The organism is Frigidibacter sp. (assembly GCF_030695035.1).
Classification (GTDB): Bacteria; Pseudomonadota; Alphaproteobacteria; order Rhodobacterales; family Rhodobacteraceae; genus Frigidibacter.
The window spans coordinates 452,308-474,319 of the sequence record NZ_JAUYTT010000008.1 but is presented as its reverse complement, the minus strand read 5'-3'; the positions used below and the strand labels follow the sequence as shown (position 1 = coordinate 474,319).

Here is a 22,012-nt window from a genome sequence, read left to right as displayed (position 1 = left end):
CAAAGGGCGATCATGGCGGGAGGATGCCCCAGCGGCAGCCCGTTCACAAGCGCGTGCGTCGGGGCTAAGGTCGCAGGGCAGAGGGGGCGAGATATGCGGATATTGCTGGTCGAGGACAACCGCGCGCTGGCCGAAGGGCTGGCGACGATCCTGCGCGGCACCGGCCATGCGGTGGATGTGGTGCAGGATGGCACCTCGGCCGAGGTGCTGGCGGCGGCGGAAAGCTTCGATCTGGTGATCCTCGATCTGAACCTGCCGCAGATGGATGGGCTGTCGGTGCTGCGCGCCATGCGCGACCGCCAGAACCGCGCCGCCGTGTTGATCCTGACGGCGCGGGGCAGCGCCGAGGAGCGTATCCGCGGGCTGGACCTTGGCGCCGATGACTACATGGTCAAACCCTTCGACGTGGGCGAGCTGGAGGCGCGGGTGCGGTCCTTGCTGCGCCGTCAGGCCGGCCTGCGCGCCTCGACCGTCAGCTTCGGCGCGGTGACGCTGGACCTGACCAGCCGCAGCTTTCTGGCGGATGGGGTCGCGCTGGATATCCCCGCCCGGGAACGGGCGCTGCTGGAGGTGCTGTTCACCCGCGCCGGGAAGGTGGTGGCGAAGGAGGCGATCCTGCAGTCGCTGACCAGCCTCGATGACGACCTCAGCGGCAATGCCATCGAGCAATATGTCAGCCGCCTGCGCAAGCGGCTGGCCCCGCACGGGCTGACGGTGCGCACCGCGCGCGGGATCGGCTATTACCTCGACCGGCTGGCCGAGGGATGACGCCACCCGATTTTCCAAGGCACGCCGCCTATTCGCTGCGCAGGCGGCTGCTGGGATGGCTGCTGATCTCGACGGCCGTGCTGGGGGTGCTGGCACTGGTGGACACCTGGCGCGAGGCGGTGCGCACCGCCAATACCGTGTCGGACCGGGTGCTGTTCGGCTCGGCCCTGGCGATTGCCGAGCGGGTGACGGTGGATCAAGATGGCGGGCTGGAGGTGGATATCCCCTATTCCGCGCTTGAAATGCTGTCCTCTGCCGCGCAGGACAGGGTGTTCTACCGCGTCGATGGCCCGCCCGGCACCTTCCTGACCGGCTATGACCAGCTGCCGATCCTCGATGGCCCCTCGGACAGCCCGGTCTTTGCCGATGGCAGTTTCGGGGGCGAGCCGATCCGCATCGCCTCGCTGCACCGCGCCGCCTCCACCGGCATCGATTCGGTGCCATTCACGGTGATCGTGGCGGAAACCATCGCGGCGCGGCGGGAACTGACCGGCACGATCCTGCTGCGGTCTGCCCTGCGGTTGGCGGGGATGATTGGCGGGGCGGCGTTGATCGTCTGGGTGGCGGTGACCTTGTCGCTGCGGCCCTTGTATCGGCTCGGGGAGGCGATTGCGCTGCGCTCCCCCGATGACCTGCGGCCCATCGAACAGGCGGCCCCGAACGAGGTGCGGGGGCTGGTCGATACGGTGAACAGCTTCATGCTGCGGCTGGAAACGGCGCTGCGCGCGATGCGCAGCTTTACCGGCAATGCCAGCCACCAGCTGCGCACGCCGCTGGCGGTGGTGCGCACCCAGCTGGCGCTGGCGGTGCGGGCGGGCGATCTGCCGGCCGCGCGGGCGGCCGCGCAGGCGGGGGATGCGGCCTTGGCCGAGGCGGAGCGGATCCTCGCGCAGCTGCTGCTGCTGGCGCGGGTCGATGTCGCGGGGGGCGCGCCCTTGCCCGATGCGCCGCTGGATCTGGTCGCGCTGGCCCGCGATTTGACGGCCGAGAAGGTGCCTGCGGCGGCCGAGGCAGGGATCGACCTTGGCTTTGCCGGCGAGGGGCTGGTGCCGGTGCGGGCCGAGCCGGTGCTGCTGGGGGAGTTGCTGCGCAACCTTCTGGACAACGCGCTGACCTATGCCGGGCGCGGGGCCGAGGTGACGGTGCGGGTGTTTGCAACCCCCGAGGGCGGCGCCGTGCTGGCGGTGGAGGATGACGGCCCCGGCATCACCCCCGCCCGCCGCGAGGCGCTGCGCGGCCGCTTCGTGCGCGGTGCGGAAGACGGGGATCACCCGGCCGGGACGGGCCTCGGCCTCGCCATTGTCGAGGAGATCGCCACGCTGTTCGGGGGGCGGCTGAGCCTCGAGGATGCCGCCACGCCGGACGGGGTGAAGGACCGCGCCGGGCATCGCGGGTTGGTCGTGCGGGTGGCGTTTCCGCCCGCCGAGCGCCCTTAGACCTCGCGCGGGCGCAGCATCAGCCAGATCAGCGCGCCGCCCGCCGCCACCAGGAACGGCACCATCGCCAGGTTCACCGCCTGCCACCCGGCCTCGACCGTGCCGCCCGAGCAGTTCATCAGCCCGCCCGAGGACAGCGAGGCCATGAACACGCCCCCGAACACCACGAAATCGTTGACGCCTTGAAGCGTGCCGCGTTCCTCGGGCTTGTGCGCCGAGGCGAGCATCGCGGTGGACCCGATGAAGCCGAAGTTCCAGCCCACCCCCAGCAGCATCAGCGCGACAAAGAACTGCTCCAGCTCCACCCCCGACAGCGCGACGAGGCCCGAGGCGGCGAGGATCACGAGGCCAAGGCCAACGATCACTTCCTTGCCGAAGCGCGCGATCAGATGGCCGGTGAAGAACGAGGGCAGATACATCGCCAGCACATGCGCGCCGACGATATCGGCGGCATGGCCCTCGGTGAAGCCGCAGCCGACCACCGCCAGCGGGGTCGAGGTCATGACGAGGTTCATCAGCGCATAGGACACGGTGGCGCAGATCATCGCCACGATGATCACCGGCTGGCGCAGCAGCACCTTCAGCGGCCGCCCCGCCGCGACGCTGCCCTTGGGCGCAAGCGGGGTGCGCGGGATGTCGAGGAAGGAGAACAGCAGCGGCCCGGTCAGGTTCAGCACGATCACCGCGAGGTAGGTGGCGAAGAACGGCACCACCATTGCCTGCGAGGTGACCTTGACCAGCTGCGGCCCGATGATCGCCGCGGCAAGCCCGCCCGCCATCACATAGGAGATCGCCTTGGCCTGAAATTCCGGCGGTGCCGTGTCGGTCGCGGCGAAGCGGTAGAAGCCCTGCGCGCTCATGTAGACGCCGGTGAAGAGCGCGCCGAACATGAAGAGCCCGAAGGATCCATACCAGAGCGCCGCCGCCGAGATCGCCGCCCCAAGCGCACCCGATCCGGTGGCCAGCGTGAAGCCCGCGCGTCGTCCGTAATGCTGCATGAACCGCGACAGCCGGGTGGAGGAGAGCACCGAGCCGAGGATGATCAGCGACAGCGGCAGCGTGGCGAAGCACGGGTTCGGGGCCAGCGACTGCCCCGCCAGCCCGCCGACGGTGAAGATCATCGACATCTGCGCGCCAAGGATCGCCTGCGCCGCGACCAGCACCCACACATTGCGCCTGGCGCGGCCCATCGAGGCCTCGGGCGTCGGGGCACCAGGGGGCAGGGCTTCGCCCGGCACGGCGGCGGAATCGGGGGAGGACAGATCTGACATGCGGAATGCGTAGCGGGTGCGCCGGGCGGGGGGAAGGGCCTCCGTTTGGCGCGGAAGCTGCCATTGCCTTTCCCCTTGCCAATGCGAAGATGGCCTCCCCTGACAAAGGAACGGATGCCATGACCGCACTGCAAGAGCTCTACCCGGAAACCGAACCCTACGAGACCGGGTTTCTGGACACGGGCGACGGGCACCGGATCTTCTATGAACGCGTCGGCACCCCCGGCGCGCGGCCTGCGGTGTTCTTGCATGGCGGGCCGGGGGGCGGGATCAATCCCGACTATCGCCGGTTCTTCGACCCCGCGCGCTATGACCTCTTGCTGTTCGATCAGCGCGGCTGTGGCCGGTCCACGCCGCATGCCTCGCTGGAGGCCAATACCACCTGGCATCTTGTGGCGGATATCGAGCGGCTGCGGGCGCTTGTGGGCTGCGACAAATGGCTTGTCTTCGGCGGGTCCTGGGGTTCGACGCTGGCGCTGGCCTATGCGCAGACGCATCCCCAGAGGGTCAGCGCCCTGATCCTGCGCGGCATCTACACCGTGACCCGGGCCGAGATCGACTGGTACTACCGCTTCGGCGTGTCCGAGATGTTCCCCGACGCCTGGGAGCGGTTCGTGGCCCCGATCCCCGAGGCCGAACGCCACGACCTGATCGCCGCCTTCCGCAAGCGGCTGACCTCGGACAGCGAGGCCGAACGGCTGGAGGCGGCCCGGGCCTGGGCGATCTGGGAAGGCGAGACCATCACCTTGCTGCCGCGTCCCGAGGTCGAGGCGACATACGGCGATGCCCATTTCGCGCTGGCCTTCGCGCGGCTGGAAAACCACTATTTCCTGCATGACTGCTGGCTGGAGCCCGGGCAGCTGCTGCGCGATATGCCCAAGCTGGCGGGCATCCCCGGCGAGATCATCCATGGCCGCTATGACATGCCATGCCCGCTGCGCACCGCCTGGGAGTTGCACAAGCGCTGGCCGGGCTCACGGCTGCAGATCGTCGAAGGCGCGGGCCATGCGGCGACGGAGCCCGGTATCCGCGACCGCCTGCTGCGCGCCACGGATCGGTTTGCGAGGGGCGGTGAGTGACGGGGTCGGGTTGCTGAGGGGGCCGTCCGGCTCGGGCACTCCCAATGGTGCGCCTCTGGCCTTGCCGCGCCAGCCGGGGCAGGGTGCGCGGATGACCCACCAAATGACCCGCGGCCTGATCGAGACCGAAGTTCACCTTGCCGAGGGCGCCGCGCACCTCCTGCGGATCGAGCCCCGCTTTGCGCCGGCTCTGGCAGAGCCCCTTCCGCTGCGCCGGCGGCCGGACGGGTTCGGCGCGCTGGTCGATGCGGTGGTCAGCCAGCAGGTCTCGGTCGCCTCGGCCGCGGCGATCCACGGGCGGATGCTGGCGGCGGGGCTGACCGATCCGGCGGCGCTGGTGCTTGCCACGGACGAAACCCTCCGGGCCGTCGGCCTCTCGCGCCAGAAGATCCGCTACCTGCGCGCCCTCGCGGCGGCCGATCTCGACTATGCCGCCCTGCGCGATGCCCCGGATGCCGAGGTGATCGCCCGGCTGGTGGCGCTGCCGGGCATCGGACCCTGGACGGCCGAGATCTATGCGATGTTCAGCCTTGGCCGCGCCGATGTCTTCGCGCCCGGCGATCTGGCGCTGCAGGAGGCGGCGCGGCTGCTGTTCGACCTACCCGAACGCCCCACCGCCCGCCAACTGCGCACCATGGCCGAGGCCTGGTCCCCCTGGCGGGCGGTTGCGGCGCGGGCGCTCTGGGCCTATTACCGTCTCGCCAGAAACCGGGAGGGGATCCGATGACGCGCAACCTGAACTTTGGCCGCAAGGCCGCCCGCTCGGGCACTGCCCGGTCTATGGTGGTGTTCCTGCACGGCTATGGCGCCGATGGGGCCGACCTTCTGGGCCTCGCCGATCCCTTGGCCCCGCATCTGCCGGACACGGTGTTTGTGGCGCCCGACGCGCCCGAGCCCTGCGCCGGCAATCCCTTCGGGCGGCAGTGGTTCCCGATCCCGTGGCTGGACGGGTCCAGCGAGGCGGCGGCGACCGAAGGGCTGGCGCGGGCGGCGGAGGATCTGAACGCTTTCCTCGATGCGCAACTGGCGTCGGAAGGGCTGCTGCCCTCGCAACTGGCGCTCGTCGGCTTCTCGCAGGGCACGATGATGGCGCTGCAGGTGGCACCGCGGCGGGCGGAGCCGATTGCGGCGCTGGTCGGCTTTTCCGGCCGGCTGTTGAAGCCCGAACTGCTGGCGGCGGAGGCGGTGTCGAAACCCCCGGTGCTGCTGCTGCATGGCGATGCCGATGAGATGGTGCCGTTCCGCGACATGGAGCTGGCCGGCGACGCGCTGGTGGTCGCGGGGTTCGAGGTTTACGGCCATGTGATGAAGGGCACCGGACATGGAATTGCGCCGGACGGCCTGTCGGTGGCGCTTTCTTTCCTCAAGGACCGTCTTGGCGCCTGATCGCCCTTGAACCCCGTCGCAGAGGGGTTACATTGGGATCAACAGATACTGGAGGATTGAAAATGGACTATGCCGTGATCGCCGCCCTTGCCCTGGCCGTTCAAGGCGCTGTCCTTGTCGCCTTCCTTCAGATGCCGCGCCGCAAGATGCAGCCCGTGCGCGTGACGGCGACCCGCCGAAACCGCTGAGGCGACCTCTCGGCGAAAACGGAATGCGAGAGGCAACGGCGCCCCCCGTGGGAGCGCCGTTTTTTATTGCCCGCAGGGAGCCGCACGCCTTGGTGACTGCCCGCCGGGCACCCCGTCATTCGCCTGTCACGTTCCTAGGGTACCCGATGCTGCGACGGCACCATTCCAGATCACGGGGCTTGTCAGGCGGAACACGCCAGATATAGTCGAATCATTCCGGGGCGGGTTCCCGCTCTGGTGCCGGACCGGGCAGTGAGGGCAAGGACGGAGTCACCATGCTTGACCACAGCGAAGACGCGGACTTCAGGACCAGTTTCGTACGCGAACCGGCGTCGTTGAAGCATTATCCGGCGCTGGTGCTGAACGCCGATTACCGGCCGCTTTCCTACTACCCGCTGTCGCTCTGGCCCTGGCAGGAGGCGATCAAGGCGGTGTTCCTCGACCGCGTCGAAATCCTCGCGCAATATGACGAGGTGGTGCGCAGCCAGAGGGCCGAGTTCCGGATACCCTCGGTGGTCGTGCTCAAGGATTACGTCAAACCCCAGAAGCGCGTGGCTTTCACGCGCTTCAATCTTTTTCTGCGGGACGAGTTTTGCTGCCAATACTGCGGTAGCCGCGGCGATCTGACCTTCGACCATGTGCTGCCTCGCTCGCGCGGCGGCATCACCAGTTGGGAAAATGTGGTCGCCGCCTGTTCGCCCTGCAACCTGAAGAAGGCCAACAAGCTGCTGCGCCAGGCGGGGATGCAGCTGCGCAAGCCCCCGCACCAGCCTTCAGCGGAAGAGATGCGCAATACCGGGCGGCGGTTTCCGCCGAACTACCTGCACGATAGCTGGATCGACTTCCTCTATTGGGATGCCGAACTGGAGGCGTGACGGCACGAAGGGGGCTGTCTGCCCCCTCTTGGCGCCTTGCGCCAATTCACCCCCCGAGGATATTTGTCAAAGGCAAAGGGGTAAAAAGCGCGAGCCGTCAGCGCCGCGCGATGATCCAGACGGCGTGGATGATGCCGGGGAAATAACCCAGCAGCGTCAGCAGGATGTTGAGCCAGAAGGCGCCGCGGAAACCGACCTGCAGGAAGACGCCAAGCGGCGGCAGCAGGATGGCGATCAAGATACGAAGAAGATCCATTTACTAAGCGCTCCGGCGTCTGGGTCTGGGCCGAAGGAACGCGGGCGGCAGCGGGATGGTTCCGAGGGGTTGCGCGGGTCCGGGCGTGCTGCCAGCATCGGGCGGGGCCGGCAGGCGGCCCGGCAAGCGCAGAGGCCCCGATGACCCAGACCGATCCGTTCTTCCGCCCCGTTTCCGGCATGGACCTGCCGCGCTTTGCGGGGGTGGCGACCTTCATGCGGCTGCCCCATGTGGGCCCGGACCATCCGCGGCTGGCGGAGGTCGAGATCGGCATCGTCGGGCTGCCCTTTGACGGCGCGGTGTCGAACCGGCCCGGCGCGCGGCACGGGCCGCGGGCGCTGCGCGACGCCTCGACCATGCTGCGCGCCCAGAATGGCGCGACCGGGGTGCGGCCTTTCGACGCCGTTGCCTGCGCCGATCTGGGCGATGTGGGCCCGAACCCGGTGGATGTGATGGACACGCTGGAGCGGTTCGAGGCCTTCTATGCCGGCATCGCCGCACGGGGCATCCGCCCGCTGACGGCGGGGGGCGATCACCTCTGCACGCTGCCGGTGCTGCGGGGGTTGGTGAAGGGGAAGGCTCCCCTGGGGCTGATCCATTTCGACAGCCATACCGACCTTTACCCGGTCTATTTCGGCGGCAAGGTACTGACCCATGGCAACCCGTTCCGCGTGGCGGTGGAGGAGGGGCTGCTGGACCCTGCGCGGATGATCCAGATCGGCATCCGCGGCACCACCTATGACAATGCGGATGTGGATTTTGCCAGGGCGCATGGCATCCGCATCGTGCGCGCCGAGGAGCTGTTCGCGCGCGGCATCCCCGATGTGATGGCCGAGGCGCGGGAGATTGCGGGGGAGGGGGAGACCTACCTGTCCTACGATATCGACTTCGTGGACCCCTCGGTCGCGCCCGGCACCGGCACGCCGGAATGGGGCGGGCCGATCGCGCGCGAAGCGATCGAGGTGCTGCGGGCGCTGCGCGGCGTGAACATCGTGGCGGCCGATCTGGTCGAGGTCTCGCCGCCCTTCGATGCCGCCGGGAATACCGCCTGGCTGGGGGCGAGCCTGATGTTCGAGCTGCTGTGCCTGATGGTGGAGGCGAAGGCGGGGTGAGGGGGGCGGGTCTGGTCCTGCCAGTCTGCCCGGAGCCCTAGGTGGGCGCTTCTTGCGTGTGCAGCGCCTCATCGCGGAGCCAGGCGATCAGGGTTGTCACTGCGCGCCGCAGGGAGGCTCTCGGCGTTACCGTCACCAGAAGCCCGCCTGGCACGGTCATGAAACCCGAAGGCGCAACCAGTCGTCCTGTCGCCAGGTCCTGATCGACCAGGCGTCGTTCTGCCAGCGCAACGCCCAACCCTGCTGCCGCAGCCTCAAGGGCCAGAAGATGGTGTGCATGTTCCACCTCCTGCTCGGCGCGAAACTCGACGTCAGCCAGCCTCATCCACTCCTGCCAACTCTGCGGAGTACCGGCCTGCACAAAGGCGACCGGCGCGCTCCACCGACGTCCCACCTGCTGCAGAGGGTAGCCCGGGGCGCAGACCACGCCATATGAGGTATCCCCTATGATCTGGCCATCCATGTCTGCGCCAGGCCACCGAAGCCGGTCATAGCTGACCATGACGTCGAAATCATGATCGGGCACCCGCTGCGGTCCGGACATCCTCAGCCGGATATCGACGTCGGGACAGCGCATGTAGAAACGCGGCAGCCGCGGAATCAACCACCGCGTGGCGAAAGTCGCACTGGTGAGGATATCAAGGTGACGTTCGTCCTGCTCCGCCCGCAGCACCTGGGCGAGAGCTGACAGATCGTCAAGCATCGCAGTGGAGGCATTTCTCAGGCGCTCCCCCCGCGGCGTGAGCCTTAGCCCGTTTCCTGCCTTCTCGAACAAGCCGCCACCCAGATCTTCGGACAAGTGAGCAATCTGTTTGCTGATGGCGCCATGCGTTCGCCCCAGTTCCGCGCCGGCGGCTGTCACCGATCCCAGGCGCGCAGCCGCTTCAAAGGCAGGCAAGGCGGACAGCGGAGGAAGGCGGCGCATCTGTGTTCCATCTGCTCACAGGGACCGGAGAACTAGTCAATTTTTATTGGCTCCCCGCATTGATACTAATCTACCAGGGAACAATGGAGTCTGCCATGACCAATGTGATTGAATTTCCGTACCTCATGGGTTTGGCATCGGGGGATCGCGCCGTCATGCCAACGGACAAGCTATCTCCCAGATCGCTTTTCCGAGTCTGGAGGGAACGTGCTGCTCTGCGCAAGGCCCTTGTCCAGGAGCTGCTGCCTGGCCCCGACAGTGTGCTGCAGGACGCAGGATGGACCCGCGAGGCGGCGCAGATCGAAGCGAAGAAGCCTTTCTGGACAAGCTGAACCGGGGCGCCCGCTTCGCGTGCCGGGCGGGCGCTCTCACTCCCCACGAACCCGCCCCCTTGAAGCCCCCCCCACCGCGACCTACTGTCCGCCCCGAAACCGGAGGCGCGCATGGCTGGGCAACGCAAGCTGTTTGAGGATGTGGCGGCGGGGGCGAAACCCGCCGCGCCGCAGGGCGGGATGATCGACGGGCCCTCGGGCAGCTCTGGCGCCGGCACCCGCCGCGCGGTGCAGATCTGGCTGGCGCTGCTGTTTGCGCTGGTCGTGGCGATGATTGCGGTCGGCGGGCTGACGCGGCTGACCGACTCGGGCCTGTCGATCACCGAATGGAAGCCGGTCACCGGGGCGATCCCGCCGCTGTCCGAGGCGGACTGGCTGGTGGAATATGAGAAATACCGCCAGAGCCCGCAATTCGCGCTGATGAACCACCAGATGACGCTGGCGGAGTTCAAGCCGATCTTCTGGTGGGAATGGGGCCACCGGCAGCTGGGGCGCGTGGTCGGCCTGGTCTGGGCGGTGGGCTTCTTCGGGCTGCTGGCGGCGCGCAGGATGCCTGCGGGCTGGACCATGCGGCTGCTGGCGCTCGGCGCGCTTGGCGGGCTGCAGGGGGCCATCGGCTGGTGGATGGTCTCCTCGGGGCTGGAGGAGGGGCAGGTCACCGTCGCCTCCTACCGGCTGGCGACGCATCTGGGGATTGCCTTCGTGATCCTTGGCCTGATCGCCTGGTATTACATGACGCTGGCGCGCAGCCCCGCCGCGCTGCTGCAGGCGCGGCGGGTGCGCGAGGGCAAGCTGTTCTCCATGTCCACCGGCCTCATGCATTTCGCCTTCCTGCAGATCCTGCTGGGGGCGCTGGTCGCCGGCATCGATGCCGGGCGCAGCTTTCCGACATGGCCCTTGATGAATGGCAGTTTCTTCCCCGCCGATGCCTTCTATGTGCCGGACGGGCAGGGCGGCAGCGCCCCGGTCTGGCGGGCGTTCTTCGAGAACCCGGGCCTCGTGCAGTTCATCCACCGCATGGCGGGCTATCTGCTGGCGGCCTTCGCCGTGGTGGTCTTCCTGCGCGGGCGCAAGTCGGTCCATGCCGCGACCCGCTCTGCCGCCACCATGATGCTGATAATGATGGCAGTTCAGGTCGCGCTTGGCATTGTCACCGTGCTGCACGCCGCGCCGCTCGCCCTGGGCCTTGCGCATCAGCTTGGCGCCGTGGTCCTGTTCGTGCTGATCCTGCGCCTGCGCCATGCGGCGCAATACCCCACCGTTCAATCGCTGCGAGGCTGAGATGACCGCATTCCCCGAGCTGATCGCGCATCAGAGAGACACCGAGGCCCTGTCGCAGGTGATGGGCCGGCTGGGATGGGATCAGGAGACGGTGATGCCGCGCGGCGCCGCCGGGCAGCGCGCCGATGAGATGGGGGCGCTGGAGGGTGTTCTGCACGCCCGCCGCACCGATCCGCGGATCGGCGAGTGGCTGGCGAAGTCCGAACCCGCGGATGCCGAGGGGGCGCGGATGCTGGCGCTGATCGCCCGCAGCTACCAGCGCAGCCAATGCGTGCCAGCGCGGCTGGCGGCCGAACTCGCGCGCACCACCAGCCTGGCGCAGGGCACCTGGGCCGAGGCGCGGGCGCGGGGCGATGTGCAGCACTTCCTGCCAACCCTTCGGCAGGTGGTGAAGCTGAAGCGCGAACAGGCAGAGGCTTTGTGCGAGGGCACCGATGCCACCACTGCCTATGACGCGCTGCTGGAGGATTACGAGCCCGAGACCCGCGCGGCCGATATCGCCGCAATCTTCGACCGGATGCGCCCGCGTCTGGTCGCCCTGCGCAATGCGGTTCTGGGGTCGGGCAAGATCCCCGATCCGCTGCGTGGCGAGTTCCCGCAGGACAGCCAGCTGCGCCTCGCCCGCAAGATGGCCGAGGCCTTCGGCTATGACTTCACCCGCGGCCGGCTGGACCTTGCCGTGCATCCGTTCAGCTCCGGCTCCGGCTCCGACGTGCGGATCACGACGCGGGTGGTGGAGACCGATCCCTTCAACTGCCTCTATTCCACCATCCATGAGGTCGGCCATGCCTGCTATGAACAGGGCATCGCGCCGCAATATGCGCTGACGCCGCTGGGGCAGGGCGTGTCGATGGGCGTGCATGAAAGCCAGAGCCGGATCTATGAGAACCAGCTTGGCCGCTCTGCCCCCTTCACTGCTTGGATCTTCGCCCAGATGCAGCAGGAGTTCGGCGATTTCGGGGTGGACAGCCCCGAGGCCTTCCACGCCATCGTCAACCGCGTGCAGCCCGGCTTCATCCGCACCGAGGCCGATGAGGTGCATTACAACCTGCATGTGATGATGCGCTTCGATCTGGAGCGGCAGCTGATCGACGGATCATTGGATGTGGGCGATCTGGAGGAAGCGTGGAACGCCCGTTTCCTGCAGGATTTCGGCGTTGTGGTGGACAAGCCCGCGCATGGGCTGCTGCAGGATGTGCATTGGTCGGTGGGGCTGTTCGGCTATTTCCCCACCTATACGCTTGGCAATGTCTATGCCGGTTGCCTGATGCAGGCGCTTCGCAAGGCGGTGCCCGATCTCGACGCGCAACTGGCGCGCGGCGATCTGGCCCCGGCGACCGGCTGGCTGCGCGAAAATGTGCAGCAGCATGGCGGGCTGATGGCCCCGCGTGAGGTCATCACGCGGGCCTGCGGTGCTGCGCCGACGGAAGGGCCGCTGCTCGACTATCTCGACGCGAAGTTCGGCGCGATCTACCGGCTGTAGCGGGGGCTTCGCGCGGGCCTCACTCCAGCCCGCGCAGTTGCAACGGCGCCAGCGGGGTCACCGGGCGGAACATCCGCCGCGCGGCCGGGGCGCGGGCGCTGCGATCCGCGCCAAGCGTCAGGCTGATGGACAGCCGCGCCACGGTCTCGGCCTTGAGGCTGTCCTCGCCCCACAGACCGGACCGCCCGATGGATGCGTCGATCACCACCGGCGCCGCGGCCAGATGCCAGCGGGCACCGATGCGCCCCTCATACCCGGTGGCGGAGAAGCCCGGCTCGTCATATTCCGCCACCATTCCCGAGGTATAGACACCGACGCGGTCCGACAGCGCATGATCCAGCGCGCCCTGCGCGAAGATGAAATCGAAGCTGCCGGGGTTGCGTACGCCGATGCCGGCCTGCGCCTCGGCGCGGGTCGAGGGGCCCAGATCCACCATCGCCTCGGCCCCGACCGCAAGGGTCGTCGCATCGACGCCGTCAAGATCGGCGACATGGCCGAACAGCCCGTATTTCCAGCCCCGCCCCGGCACCATGTAAAGATGCCCGTCGATGGAGCCGAGCGCGCCGGTGTTCTGATCGGTCAGCCCCAGATCGAATTGCAGCCCGTGATGGCCGGTGATGGCGAAGTCGATGGAGAGGCTGGCATTGGCGTAGGTGTCGCCATCCACCGACACCGCGCCAACCTGCGCCGCGCCTTGCGTGAAGCCAAGGCTGGATTGCGCGTGGCCCGGGGTGGCGAGGCAGAGCGGGGCGGCGAGGCAGGCGCAGAGGGCTGCGGTTTTCATGGGACGTCTCCTTGGGCGGGCGGAGGCGTTCGCCCCTGATCCGGCTGTTGCCAAGGCTTGTCCCATAAAGGTTTCGTTAAGGAAATTACTTAAGTGTCAATTGGTTAAACGGTAAACGCCGCCCCTTTGAGGGCGGCGCTTCCGAAGTCTTACAGTGAGGAAAGGCTTACTCTTCCTCGCCCTGATCGGCCACGCGGGCGACCGAGACGACCTCTTCCCCCGGCGCCGTGTCGAACACCCGGACCCCGCCGGCCGAGCGCGAGCGGAAGCTGATCTGCTCCACCGGCACCCGGATCGACTGGCCGGTCGAGGTCGCCAGCATCACCTGATCGGTGATCTCGACCGGGAAGGAGGCGACCAGCTGCCCGCCCCGCATCGCGCCGTCCATCGCCTTGACGCCGATGCCGCCGCGCCCGCGCACCGGGTAGCCGTGGCTGGAGGACAGCTTGCCCGCGCCGCGCACGGTGATGGTCAGGATCAGATCCTCGGCCGCCGACATCTCGGCATAGCGCTCGGGCGAGAGCTGCCCGGCCTCGACCGCTTCCTCATCCTCATCCGCCTCGGCCTCATCGACCACGCCCGCCATCAGGCGGCGCTGCTTGAGATAGGCCTCGCGCTCTGCCGGGTCCGCCTCGAAGTGGCGGATCACCGACATCGACACCACGCGGTCGCCCTCGGACAGACGGATCCCCCGCACGCCGGTGGAATCGCGGCCCTTGAACACCCGCACCTCGGTGGTGGGGAAACGGATCGCGCGGCCCATGGCGGTGACCAGCATCACATCGTCATTGGCATCGCAGATCCGCGCGTTCACGAGGGACACGCCCTCGGGCAGCTTCATGGCGATCTTGCCGTTGCGTTTGACATTGGCGAAGTCGGACAGCGCGTTGCGGCGCACCTCGCCTTCCGACGTGGCGAAGAACACCTGAAGGTTGTCCCATTCCGCCTCTGGCTCATCCACCGGCATCAGCGCGGCGATGGAGACGCCGGGCGCGATCGGCAGGATGTTGACGATGGCCTTGCCGCGGCCGACACGCCCCGCCAGCGGCAGGCGCCAGCACTTGAGGGAATAGACCATGCCGTCGGTGGTGAAGAACAGCAGCTGCGTATGGGTGTTGGCCACGAAGAGCGTGGTGACAACGTCATCCTCTTTCGTCGCCATTGAGGACAGGCCCTTGCCGCCGCGGCGCTGGCTGCGGAACTCGGCCAGCGGCGTGCGCTTGATATAGCCGCCCGAGGTGATGGTGACGACCATGTCCTCGCGCTCGATCAGATCCTCATCGTCCATGTCGCCGGCCCAGTCGATGATCTCGGTGCGGCGCGGCACCGCGAACTGGGCGCGGATCTCGCGCAGCTCGTCCGAGATGATCGCCATGATCCGCTCGCGCGAGGCGAGGATCTCAAGGTATTCGCGGATCTTGGCGGCCAGCTCCTGCAGCTCGTCGGTGACTTCCTTGACGCCAAGCGCAGTCAGGCGCTGCAGGCGCAGCTCCAGGATCGCGCGGGCCTGGGTTTCCGACAGGTTGTAGGTGCCATCCTCGTTCATCCGGTGGCTGGGATCGTCGATCAGCTGGATGTATTCGGCAATGTCATGCGCCGGCCAGCGCCGGGTCATCAGCTTTTCACGCGCCTCGGCCGCATCGGCGCTGGCGCGGATGGTGCGCACCACCTCATCGACATTCGACACCGCCACGGCGAGGCCGCAGAGGATGTGGCTGCGCTCGCGCGCCTTGCGCAGCTCGAACGCGGTGCGGCGGGCGACGACTTCCTCGCGGAAGGTCACGAAATGGGTCAGGAAATCGCGCAGCGTCAGCTGTTCGGGCTTGCCGCCGTTCAGCGCCAGCATATTGCAGCCGAACGAGGTCTGCATCGGGGTAAAGCGCCAGAGCTGGTTCAGCACCACATCCGGCGTCGCATCCCGCTTCAGCTCGATCACCACCCGCACGCCGACACGGTCGGATTCGTCGGCGATGTGGGAAATGCCCTCGATCCGCTTGTCGCGCACCAGCTCGGCGATCTTCTCGATCATCGTCGCCTTGTTCACCTGATAGGGGATCTCGTCGAGGATGATGGCAAAGCGGTCCTTGCGCACCTCTTCCACGCGGGTCTTGGCACGGATGATGACGCTGCCGCGGCCCTCGATATAGGCCTTGCGCGCGCCGGCCCGTCCCATGATCTGGGCGCCGGTGGGGAAGTCGGGGGCCGGGATATACTCCATCAGCCCTTCCGAGGTCAGGTCCGGGTTCTCGATCAGCGCCAGCGTCGCGTCGATCACCTCGCCAAGGTTATGCGGCGGGATGTTGGTCGCCATGCCGACAGCGATACCGCCCGCGCCATTGACCAGCATGTTCGGGAACCGCGCCGGCAGCACCGTCGGCTCACGGTCCTTGCCGTCATAGTTGTCCTGATAATCGACCGTGTCTTTTTCGATATCGGCCAGCAACATGCTGGCGGCCTTGTCCATCCGCACTTCGGTATAGCGCATGGCCGCGGCGCTATCGCCGTCCATCGAGCCAAAGTTGCCCTGCCCGTCGAGCAGCTTGAGGGACATCGAGAAGGGCTGCGCCATCCGCACCAGCGCGTCATAGATCGAGGCGTCGCCATGGGGGTGGTATTTCCCCATCGTGTCGCCGACCGGGCGCGCCGACTTGCGGTAGGACTTGTCATGGGTGTTGCCGGTCTCGTGCATGGCGAACAGGATGCGCCGGTGCACCGGCTTCAGCCCGTCGCGCAGATCGGGGATCGCGCGGCTGACGATCACGCTCATCGCGTAGTCCAGATAGGCGGTGCGCATCTCGCCGGCGATGGAGACCTGCGGGCCGTCATGCGCCATGCGGAACGGCTTTTCGTCCATGCTTTCGGGCGTGGTTTCGGGGGTCTCCGGGGTATCGCTCACGGTGCTGTCCGCCTATTTGGTCTTGTCCAGATCTTGTTGCGCGGGACTATAACCCATCCCATCCGTTGGGTGCAATGCCGGGGGACCGCGCAGGCCAGCAGCCACCTGATGTGAGTGACAACATACTGTTTTCGTTGATTTTTAATCCGGGCGTGGCACTCTTGTGACAGAAGAAACGTCAGGAGGCATGACATGCAACAGGATCCGACCCCAAAACCCGCCCAATCCCGCCCCGGAACCGCCCCTGAAACCGAGTTGATGCTGCGCGGCTACGGGCTGACCACGGCCGAGCTCTACTACCGGATGCCGGACTATCGCCATGTGCTCAACAGCTTCATCTGGCAGGAATATGACCTTGCGCCGGACTATCCGCAGCTGTTCCGCTTCATCGAGTTCTGGCAGGAAACAATCGAAGGCCCGCTGCATTCGGTGCGCTTCACCCATCGCAAGCTGATCGCGCCGGGTTCGTGGCGCAATGTGGTGGGAGAGTTCACGCTGCACTAAGCACGTTTAGACGCGGCGTAGAGCCAGACCCCGGCCAGCGCGAAACTGGCCAGCACGTTCCAGCTGGCCATCGACAGGCCCAGCATCTGCCACGCCACCTCATCGCAGCGCACCAACGGCGCGGCCATGATCTGGTTGAGAAGGTCATCTGCCGACACGCCCGTCACGCCCGAGGAAGTGCAGCTCGACGGGCCTTCCCACCATGACCGCTCGACCCCGGTGTGATAGATGCCAATGGCGCCCGAGGTGGCCGCCGCCAGCGCGCCGAGCCACAGCAGTGCCCGTCGCGGCACGAAGAACGCGAGGATGCCGATGGCGATGGCAACCACATGCGGCCAGCGCTGCCACAGGCACATGGGGCAGGGGGCATAGCCAAGCGCCTGGAATATCAGCGCGCCGGCCAGCAGCCCCGCCGATCCGGCAGCCGCGAGCGCGACCCAGAGGCTGCGGCCCCAGACTTGCGGGGTGAAGAGGATGCGGGCGGCGCTCATGCGCGGCGCTCCGCTGTTCTGTCGGTGACCTGTTGCATGGTGCCTCTGCCGCTTCGCCCCGCGCATCATTGGCCACGGGAGTGGGCCGAGGTCAAGCATCCCTGCGCGCACGAGTAGCCACGGAACCGCGAGCACCTGCCGCGCATTGCACCTGCGCGATTGGCAGCGCCGGGCGGGGGCGGTAACGTCCGCCCGCGAGAGCAAGGAAGGGCGAACCAACATGCGGTGGCAAGGACGGCGCGGCAGCAGCAATATCGAGGATCGGCGCAAATCGGGCGCGCGCATGGGCGGCGGCGGCATCCAGATCGGCGGGCTTGGCCTTGTGGCCGTGGTGCTGATCGGATGGGTTCTGGGGGTGGACGTGACCCCCCTCCTGAACGGCACCACCGGCGGCAGCGGCGATGGCGAATGGTCTCAAGATGGCGCCGAGCTGACCGAGCATGACATTCAGGTCGGCGAGTTCGTCTCTGTCACCCTCGCCGATACCGAGGAGGTCTGGACGGGCATCTTCGCGGAAGCCGGCGGCGGCTATGACCCGGCGACGCTGGTGCTGTTCAAGGGCGTGACCCAATCGCCCTGCGGCGGCGCTTCGGGCGCGACCGGGCCCTTCTACTGCCCGGGCGACAACAAGGTCTATCTCGACACCGCCTTCTTCGACACGCTGGAACAGCAGCTTGGCGCCAAGGGCGATTTCGCCGCCGCCTATGTGATCGCGCATGAGGTGGCCCACCATGTGCAGAATGAACTGGGGATCCTTGGCGAGGCCAACCAGATGCGGGCGCAGGCCAGCGAGGCACAGTCCAACGCCATCTCGGTGCGGGTCGAGCTGCAGGCCGATTGTTTCTCGGGCGTCTTCGCCAACCATGCGGGTGAGAGGTTCGGCAGCATCGAGCCCGGCGACATTGCCGAGGCAATGAACGCCGCGCGGCAGATCGGCGACGACACCTTGCAGCGCAGCTCCGGCCGCGTGCCGATGCCGCATACCTTCACGCATGGCACGTCCGAGCAGCGCGAGGACTGGTTCCGCCGCGGCTATGAAAGCGGCGAGATCGACGCCTGCGACACCTTCTCGGCCCGCAACCTGTGAGCACACCAGCGGCGCTTGCCAGAGCCGGCGCGCTGCGCTAGGACGGCAGCCGGAAATCCCGGCCCTTCTGCCAGAGGGCTGGGATCCCGGACAAGACGTGCCGCCACGGGCGGCCCACATGCGGGTGTGGTGGAATTGGTAGACGCGCCGGACTCAAAATCCGGTTCCGCAAGGAGTGTCGGTTCGATCCCGACCACCCGCACCACCTTGTTCAAGGCTCAGGCCAGATCTCCTGATGCAGGCCCCGACACCTGAACGTCGGCGCAGCATGACTGGTGCTGGCTTGGCGACAATTCACGGGCATTCAGAAAAATTGTTTCCAAAATGCCCATATGGGCAGTCGTGCGAGGCGCCCAGCCTGGCCGCCGCATCGCGGCGCCGGGGAGGGGGCAAGTGGTTAACCGAACCCGTCCAATTTGGCCGAATCAACGGGTGTTTTCGGCCGCACCGAATCGGTTGCGGGCAGGGTGGCGGCTTTTTCGGGTGGTTTCTGGCAACAATCTTTCCAATTTGGTGAATTTGGCGCCAGTTTTTGCACGACCAGCCTTTGCCATGTTTTCGCCTTTTTTCACCACGATCGATGCCGCCCTGCGGCATCCTATCGGCGCGAAACCGGAAACTATGTTGCAACTGCAGGGCGATATTACGCAGGGGCAAGGCCGCATCTGGTCAGGAAATTGCCCGAAAATGCCCGGTTTTAGCGGAATTTCACCACGTTGGCAGTTTTTCCGGTTTGGAAACATCCAGCCCCCGGATGCTCGCGTCTCCCCGCGCCGACGCCCGGACAGACGCGGCGGCGCAGCGGCGATCTGCCATGGTTGAGCCACTTTTCACTTTGTTTCGTCGTATCTCGGGCGTATCCAGATCCTGTCCTGAAAGGGGCATCTACGGCCGTGGGGGCGGTCGGTAAGTGGTGAGGCGCCGCAAGGCGCAGGTGTTGCGAGCTTAGGCTGTCAGGTGGGTCTTCTGCGGAACCGCCCTCTAGCGCCGGGATCTTTCCCGGCGCCCGGACAGACATTTGCTGCATGCCTGTCGTTCCTCTTCATCACTTCCTGACGGGTCGGTCTCGGATGATACGCCGCATTGCGGCGTCATCCCTTGCTGCGCCGGTCGTTTTGTCCGGCGTGGTCACCGATGATGCGGAGCCTTGGTGCCGCGATGTTCGACCGACGCCACGACCGGAGCGATCCGCGCGGCAAGAAACGAGGGAATGACAAGATGTTGGCGACCACTGGATCCCAAGTCAGGGCGGCCCCGCAGCGGGCTGCACGCGGGATCCCGGGCGCTGCCAGCTTGTCGAACGCGCCGGCTGCGCAAGGGCCACTGTCCCGCGCCGCCAAGATCCGCAGGCAGGAAGGGTAAACGATGACCTATTCGTACACGAACTACACGATCCAGGCTTGGGATCTTTCGGACATTTCCGCGTCGGACAACGACCTGTTCCGCGACGGCACGGGGGGCGATGGCCATCCGGCCGGCGAGACCTTCACCATCGGGTCCAGCGCGCAGCCCAAGACCGTGGTTGTCGCCGACAATGACAAGTATTTCAACGACGGCGATACCAGCCAGAACCTCGTGAACGATGTCACGCTGGACAATCAGGATTACGACTCGTCGGACGGCCGCATCACTCCCGAATACAGCTATGTCGTCCGCCCGGCGGGCTCGACCGATCCGGCAGCCGAAATCACCGTCTACGTGTTCGAGATGGACGGCAACGACACCGCCGGCATCGTCAGCAGCCAGCCTCTGGTCGCCGGCACCACCTATGAGGTGATCTGCCGCAACAGCACCTATCCCAGCGTCGAATATGCCAAGCTGGCGACCTATACCATCGATCCCGACGGCATCGTCGAGGGAACCTCGGGCAATGACCTGATCAACGCTGGCTACACCGGCGACCCCGAAGGCGACCGCATCGACAACAACGACGCGATCCTGCCGGGCGAGGCGCCGAATGACGATATCGTCAAAGCCGGCGCCGGGAACGATACGGTCTATGCCGGTCTCGGCGATGACGAGGTCTATGGCGAGGCGGGCGACGACAAGCTCTATGGCGAGGCCGGCAACGACTACCTTGATGGCGGCTCGGGTAATGACAAGCTCTATGGCGGCGACGGCGATGACACGCTGGTCGGCGGCGATGGCTGCGACACGCTGGAAGGCGGCGCCGGCAATGACGTGCTGGATGGCGGCAATCATGACGACAACCTCTATGGTGGCGACGGCGACGACGTTCTGATCGGCGGCGCGGGCAAGAACTACCTCAGCGGCGGCAACGGCGATGATACCTTCATCGGCGGCGCGGGTGCGGACACGTTCAACGGCGGCACTGGCCAGGACAATATCGACTATTCGAGCTCCGCCTCGGGTGTGAACGTCAACCTCACAACCGGCGCGATGTCGGGCGGGGATGCGGCGAACGATAAGATCGAAGGCGGCATCGACGGCGTCATCGGGTCGGAGTTCAACGACAAGCTGATCGGCTTCGACCACGAGGGCACCACCCCCGCCGACACCTACACGAACCAGTTCTGGGGCAATGGTGGCGACGACTATATCGAAGGCGGCGGCGGCGACGACTATCTGAACGGCGGCGACGACAGTGACACCGTCAAGGGCGGTGCGGGTGATGACCTGATCATTGGCGGCGCCGGGGCCGACAAGCTCTATGGCGGCGACGACCGCGACACCTTCACCTTCGGTGCGGGCGAGGGCATCGGCGATGTGGTCGATGGCGGCGCCGGCGGCGACGACCATGACGTGCTGGACCTGACCGGATCCGTCACCGATGGCGGCTCGCTGTCGATCCACTACACCGGGCCCGACAGCAACGGCAACGGCCAGAACGGCTACGTGAACTACTTCGACGCCGATGGCAATTTCACCGGCAAGCTCGAATTCACCGAGATCGAGGAAGTCGTTCCCTGCTTCACCCCCGGCACTGCCGTCGCCACCCCGCGCGGCGAGCGTCTGGTGGAAGAGCTGCGCGTGGGTGACAAGATCATCACCCGCGACAACGGCATCCAGGAAATCCGCTGGCTCGGCCACAAGACGCTGGATTACGGCCAGCTGTCGCGTGCCACCCACATGAAGCCGGTGCTGATCCGTCAGGGCAGCCTTGGCAATGGCCTGCCGGAGCGTGACATGCTGGTCTCGCCGAACCACCGGATGCTGGTGGCCAATGACCGCACCGCGCTCTACTTCGACGAGCATGAGGTTCTGGTCTCGGCCAAGCACCTGGTGAACAACAAGGGCGTGCAGAACGTCGATGCCCTTGGCGTGACCTACATCCACTTCATGTTCGACCAGCACGAAGTGGTTCTGGCGAACGGTACCTGGACCGAAAGCTTCCAGCCGGGCGACTACACCCTCGCCGGGATCGGCAATGCGCAGCGCGGCGAGATCTTCGATCTCTTCCCCGAACTGCGCACCCCGGAAGGCCTGGGCGACTACACCGCCGCCCGGCGCACGCTGAAACGGCACGAGGCTGCGCTGCTCGCCCGCTAAGGCGCGAGGCATGGCCGGCGCGCTGCGGCGCGCGGGGCAGGCGCGGAACGGCGGGGCGCCCTTGTGCAGGGGGCGCCTGTGACCGGGGCAGGGGCGCCAGGCGCGCCCGGCTCCGGGGGCATCCGCCCAGGGACGGAACGCAACAGGGCCGGAGGGTGCGGGGGCACGCTCTCCGGCCCAAACTCTTTGATCTTGTTACCTGATCAGAAACGCACTGTCCCGTGACAGCGCTCCTCCTTTCGACAGATGCCATTGGGATCGGCCCAGAGCGTTGACGTGCTGTCAACCTGTGGGTGGCTATCTGGTGCTGGCGGGGGCCGTATTGCGCCCGCCCCCCCGAAGGTCGAG

21 protein-coding genes and 1 tRNA gene are annotated in these 22,012 nt (G+C 66.9%); 16 read left to right on the top strand and 6 right to left on the bottom strand.

Annotated elements, in window-relative coordinates; all coding sequences use genetic code 11:
- Positions 1-93: 93 nt before the first annotated feature.
- Positions 94-768 (top strand): response regulator transcription factor, encoded by a 675-nt coding sequence (locus Q8S30_RS06455; protein WP_305665206.1) that lies wholly within the window; start codon positions 94-96, stop codon positions 766-768.
- Positions 765-2,204, top strand: a complete 1,440-nt coding sequence (locus Q8S30_RS06450; RefSeq protein WP_305665205.1) for a sensor histidine kinase — start codon at positions 765-767, stop codon at positions 2,202-2,204. Before Q8S30_RS06455 ends, Q8S30_RS06450 begins: the two co-directional genes overlap by 4 nt.
- On the opposite strand, the gene Q8S30_RS06445 is transcribed toward Q8S30_RS06450, so the two are convergent.
- Entirely contained in the window at positions 2,201-3,394 is a 1,194-nt protein-coding gene (locus tag Q8S30_RS06445) for an MFS transporter (RefSeq protein ID WP_305665678.1), read from the bottom strand. The two genes, Q8S30_RS06450 and Q8S30_RS06445, sit on opposite strands and share 4 nt — an antisense overlap.
- Before the next feature lie 200 nt (positions 3,395-3,594).
- On the opposite strand from Q8S30_RS06445, the gene pip reads away from it, so the two are divergent.
- The 5 genes from pip to Q8S30_RS06420 all read left to right on the top strand — a co-directional run bounded on the left by pip (position 3,595) and on the right by Q8S30_RS06420 (position 7,003).
- On the top strand, positions 3,595-4,554 hold the full coding sequence (gene pip / locus Q8S30_RS06440; RefSeq protein WP_305665204.1) for a prolyl aminopeptidase: 960 nt from the start codon (positions 3,595-3,597) through the stop codon (positions 4,552-4,554).
- Positions 4,555-4,657: 103 nt separating this feature from the next.
- Positions 4,658-5,281, top strand: coding sequence for a DNA-3-methyladenine glycosylase (locus Q8S30_RS06435; RefSeq protein ID WP_305665677.1), 624 nt, complete (start codon positions 4,658-4,660; stop codon positions 5,279-5,281).
- Positions 5,278-5,940 carry an alpha/beta hydrolase gene (locus tag Q8S30_RS06430; RefSeq protein ID WP_305665203.1) on the top strand — a complete coding sequence of 221 codons (663 nt, stop codon included), beginning with the start codon at positions 5,278-5,280 and terminating at the stop codon, positions 5,938-5,940. Before Q8S30_RS06435 ends, Q8S30_RS06430 begins: the two co-directional genes overlap by 4 nt.
- Before the next feature lie 62 nt (positions 5,941-6,002).
- Positions 6,003-6,128, top strand: a complete 126-nt coding sequence (locus Q8S30_RS06425) for a hypothetical protein (protein ID WP_305665202.1) — start codon at positions 6,003-6,005, stop codon at positions 6,126-6,128.
- Positions 6,129-6,403: 275 nt separating this feature from the next.
- Positions 6,404-7,003 (top strand): HNH endonuclease, encoded by a 600-nt coding sequence (locus Q8S30_RS06420; RefSeq protein WP_305665201.1) that lies wholly within the window; start codon positions 6,404-6,406, stop codon positions 7,001-7,003.
- A 97-nt stretch (positions 7,004-7,100) separates the two neighbouring features.
- Here the strand turns inward: Q8S30_RS06420 and Q8S30_RS06415 are convergent, their stop codons facing one another.
- Positions 7,101-7,259, bottom strand: coding sequence for a YqaE/Pmp3 family membrane protein (locus Q8S30_RS06415; protein WP_305665200.1), 159 nt, complete (start codon positions 7,257-7,259; stop codon positions 7,101-7,103).
- A gap of 140 nt (positions 7,260-7,399) precedes the next feature.
- Between Q8S30_RS06415 and Q8S30_RS06410 the strand changes: the two genes are divergently transcribed.
- Positions 7,400-8,371 (top strand): agmatinase, encoded by a 972-nt coding sequence (locus Q8S30_RS06410; protein ID WP_305665199.1) that lies wholly within the window; start codon positions 7,400-7,402, stop codon positions 8,369-8,371.
- Between the two features lie 37 nt (positions 8,372-8,408).
- Here the strand turns inward: Q8S30_RS06410 and Q8S30_RS06405 are convergent, their stop codons facing one another.
- Complete coding sequence (locus Q8S30_RS06405; protein ID WP_305665198.1) at positions 8,409-9,296, bottom strand: LysR substrate-binding domain-containing protein; 888 nt, start codon at positions 9,294-9,296, stop codon at positions 8,409-8,411.
- 95 nt (positions 9,297-9,391) lie between these two features.
- On the opposite strand from Q8S30_RS06405, the gene Q8S30_RS06400 reads away from it, so the two are divergent.
- The 3 genes from Q8S30_RS06400 to Q8S30_RS06390 all read left to right on the top strand — a co-directional run bounded on the left by Q8S30_RS06400 (position 9,392) and on the right by Q8S30_RS06390 (position 12,392).
- Positions 9,392-9,628 carry a DUF1127 domain-containing protein gene (locus Q8S30_RS06400; protein WP_305665197.1) on the top strand — a complete coding sequence of 79 codons (237 nt, stop codon included), beginning with the start codon at positions 9,392-9,394 and terminating at the stop codon, positions 9,626-9,628.
- A gap of 111 nt (positions 9,629-9,739) precedes the next feature.
- Positions 9,740-10,909 (top strand): heme A synthase, encoded by a 1,170-nt coding sequence (ctaA, locus tag Q8S30_RS06395; protein ID WP_305665196.1) that lies wholly within the window; start codon positions 9,740-9,742, stop codon positions 10,907-10,909.
- Between the two features lies 1 nt (position 10,910).
- Positions 10,911-12,392, top strand: coding sequence for a carboxypeptidase M32 (locus tag Q8S30_RS06390; RefSeq protein ID WP_305665195.1), 1,482 nt, complete (start codon positions 10,911-10,913; stop codon positions 12,390-12,392).
- 19 nt (positions 12,393-12,411) lie between these two features.
- On the opposite strand, the gene Q8S30_RS06385 is transcribed toward Q8S30_RS06390, so the two are convergent.
- Together Q8S30_RS06385 and gyrA are read right to left on the bottom strand one after the other, a co-directional pair.
- Positions 12,412-13,176: a hypothetical protein gene (locus tag Q8S30_RS06385; RefSeq protein ID WP_305665194.1), complete on the bottom strand. Its 765-nt coding sequence runs from the start codon at positions 13,174-13,176 to the stop codon at positions 12,412-12,414.
- Positions 13,177-13,342: 166 nt separating this feature from the next.
- Positions 13,343-16,072: a DNA gyrase subunit A gene (gene gyrA / locus Q8S30_RS06380; protein ID WP_371135456.1), complete on the bottom strand. Its 2,730-nt coding sequence runs from the start codon at positions 16,070-16,072 to the stop codon at positions 13,343-13,345.
- Positions 16,073-16,264: 192 nt separating this feature from the next.
- On the opposite strand from gyrA, the gene Q8S30_RS06375 reads away from it, so the two are divergent.
- Positions 16,265-16,576 carry an usg protein gene (locus Q8S30_RS06375; RefSeq protein ID WP_305665193.1) on the top strand — a complete coding sequence of 104 codons (312 nt, stop codon included), beginning with the start codon at positions 16,265-16,267 and terminating at the stop codon, positions 16,574-16,576.
- Here the strand turns inward: Q8S30_RS06375 and Q8S30_RS06370 are convergent.
- Positions 16,573-17,067, bottom strand: a complete 495-nt coding sequence (locus tag Q8S30_RS06370; RefSeq protein ID WP_305665192.1) for a disulfide bond formation protein B — start codon at positions 17,065-17,067, stop codon at positions 16,573-16,575. The genes Q8S30_RS06375 and Q8S30_RS06370 overlap by 4 nt on opposite strands.
- 220 nt (positions 17,068-17,287) lie before the next feature.
- Here Q8S30_RS06370 and Q8S30_RS06365 point away from each other — a divergent pair, with 220 nt between their 5' ends.
- From Q8S30_RS06365 to Q8S30_RS06350, 4 genes are all read left to right on the top strand, one after another.
- Entirely contained in the window at positions 17,288-18,154 is an 867-nt protein-coding gene (locus tag Q8S30_RS06365) for a neutral zinc metallopeptidase (RefSeq protein ID WP_305665191.1), read from the top strand.
- Between the two features lie 120 nt (positions 18,155-18,274).
- Positions 18,275-18,359: transfer RNA gene (locus Q8S30_RS06360), tRNA-Leu, on the top strand.
- A 227-nt stretch (positions 18,360-18,586) separates the two neighbouring features.
- Positions 18,587-18,976 (top strand): hypothetical protein, encoded by a 390-nt coding sequence (locus Q8S30_RS06355; protein ID WP_305665190.1) that lies wholly within the window; start codon positions 18,587-18,589, stop codon positions 18,974-18,976.
- A 543-nt stretch (positions 18,977-19,519) separates the two neighbouring features.
- On the top strand, positions 19,520-21,664 hold the full coding sequence (locus Q8S30_RS06350; protein ID WP_305665189.1) for a Hint domain-containing protein: 2,145 nt from the start codon (positions 19,520-19,522) through the stop codon (positions 21,662-21,664).
- Positions 21,665-22,012: the final 348 nt, after the last annotated feature.

Excerpts from the sequence above, each read along its gene's own strand:
- Q8S30_RS06455 (WP_305665206.1), top strand. The coding sequence starts at position 94 with ATGCGGATATTGCTGGTCGAGGACAACCGCGCGCTGGCCGAAGGGCTG.
- Q8S30_RS06450 (WP_305665205.1), top strand. The coding sequence starts at position 765 with ATGACGCCACCCGATTTTCCAAGGCACGCCGCCTATTCGCTGCGCAGG.
- Q8S30_RS06445 (WP_305665678.1), bottom strand. The coding sequence starts at position 3,394 with ATGGGCCGCGCCAGGCGCAATGTGTGGGTGCTGGTCGCGGCGCAGGCG.
- pip (WP_305665204.1), top strand. The coding sequence starts at position 3,595 with ATGACCGCACTGCAAGAGCTCTACCCGGAAACCGAACCCTACGAGACC.
- Q8S30_RS06435 (WP_305665677.1), top strand. The coding sequence starts at position 4,658 with ATGACCCGCGGCCTGATCGAGACCGAAGTTCACCTTGCCGAGGGCGCC.
- Q8S30_RS06430 (WP_305665203.1), top strand. The coding sequence starts at position 5,278 with ATGACGCGCAACCTGAACTTTGGCCGCAAGGCCGCCCGCTCGGGCACT.
- Q8S30_RS06425 (WP_305665202.1), top strand. The coding sequence starts at position 6,003 with ATGGACTATGCCGTGATCGCCGCCCTTGCCCTGGCCGTTCAAGGCGCT.
- Q8S30_RS06420 (WP_305665201.1), top strand. The coding sequence starts at position 6,404 with ATGCTTGACCACAGCGAAGACGCGGACTTCAGGACCAGTTTCGTACGC.
- Q8S30_RS06415 (WP_305665200.1), bottom strand. The coding sequence starts at position 7,259 with ATGGATCTTCTTCGTATCTTGATCGCCATCCTGCTGCCGCCGCTTGGC.
- Q8S30_RS06410 (WP_305665199.1), top strand. The coding sequence starts at position 7,400 with ATGACCCAGACCGATCCGTTCTTCCGCCCCGTTTCCGGCATGGACCTG.
- Q8S30_RS06405 (WP_305665198.1), bottom strand. The coding sequence starts at position 9,296 with ATGCGCCGCCTTCCTCCGCTGTCCGCCTTGCCTGCCTTTGAAGCGGCT.
- Q8S30_RS06400 (WP_305665197.1), top strand. The coding sequence starts at position 9,392 with ATGACCAATGTGATTGAATTTCCGTACCTCATGGGTTTGGCATCGGGG.
- ctaA (WP_305665196.1), top strand. The coding sequence starts at position 9,740 with ATGGCTGGGCAACGCAAGCTGTTTGAGGATGTGGCGGCGGGGGCGAAA.
- Q8S30_RS06390 (WP_305665195.1), top strand. The coding sequence starts at position 10,911 with ATGACCGCATTCCCCGAGCTGATCGCGCATCAGAGAGACACCGAGGCC.
- Q8S30_RS06385 (WP_305665194.1), bottom strand. The coding sequence starts at position 13,176 with ATGAAAACCGCAGCCCTCTGCGCCTGCCTCGCCGCCCCGCTCTGCCTC.
- Q8S30_RS06375 (WP_305665193.1), top strand. The coding sequence starts at position 16,265 with ATGCAACAGGATCCGACCCCAAAACCCGCCCAATCCCGCCCCGGAACC.
- Q8S30_RS06370 (WP_305665192.1), bottom strand. The coding sequence starts at position 17,067 with ATGAGCGCCGCCCGCATCCTCTTCACCCCGCAAGTCTGGGGCCGCAGC.
- Q8S30_RS06365 (WP_305665191.1), top strand. The coding sequence starts at position 17,288 with ATGCGGTGGCAAGGACGGCGCGGCAGCAGCAATATCGAGGATCGGCGC.
- Q8S30_RS06350 (WP_305665189.1), top strand. The coding sequence starts at position 19,520 with ATGACCTATTCGTACACGAACTACACGATCCAGGCTTGGGATCTTTCG.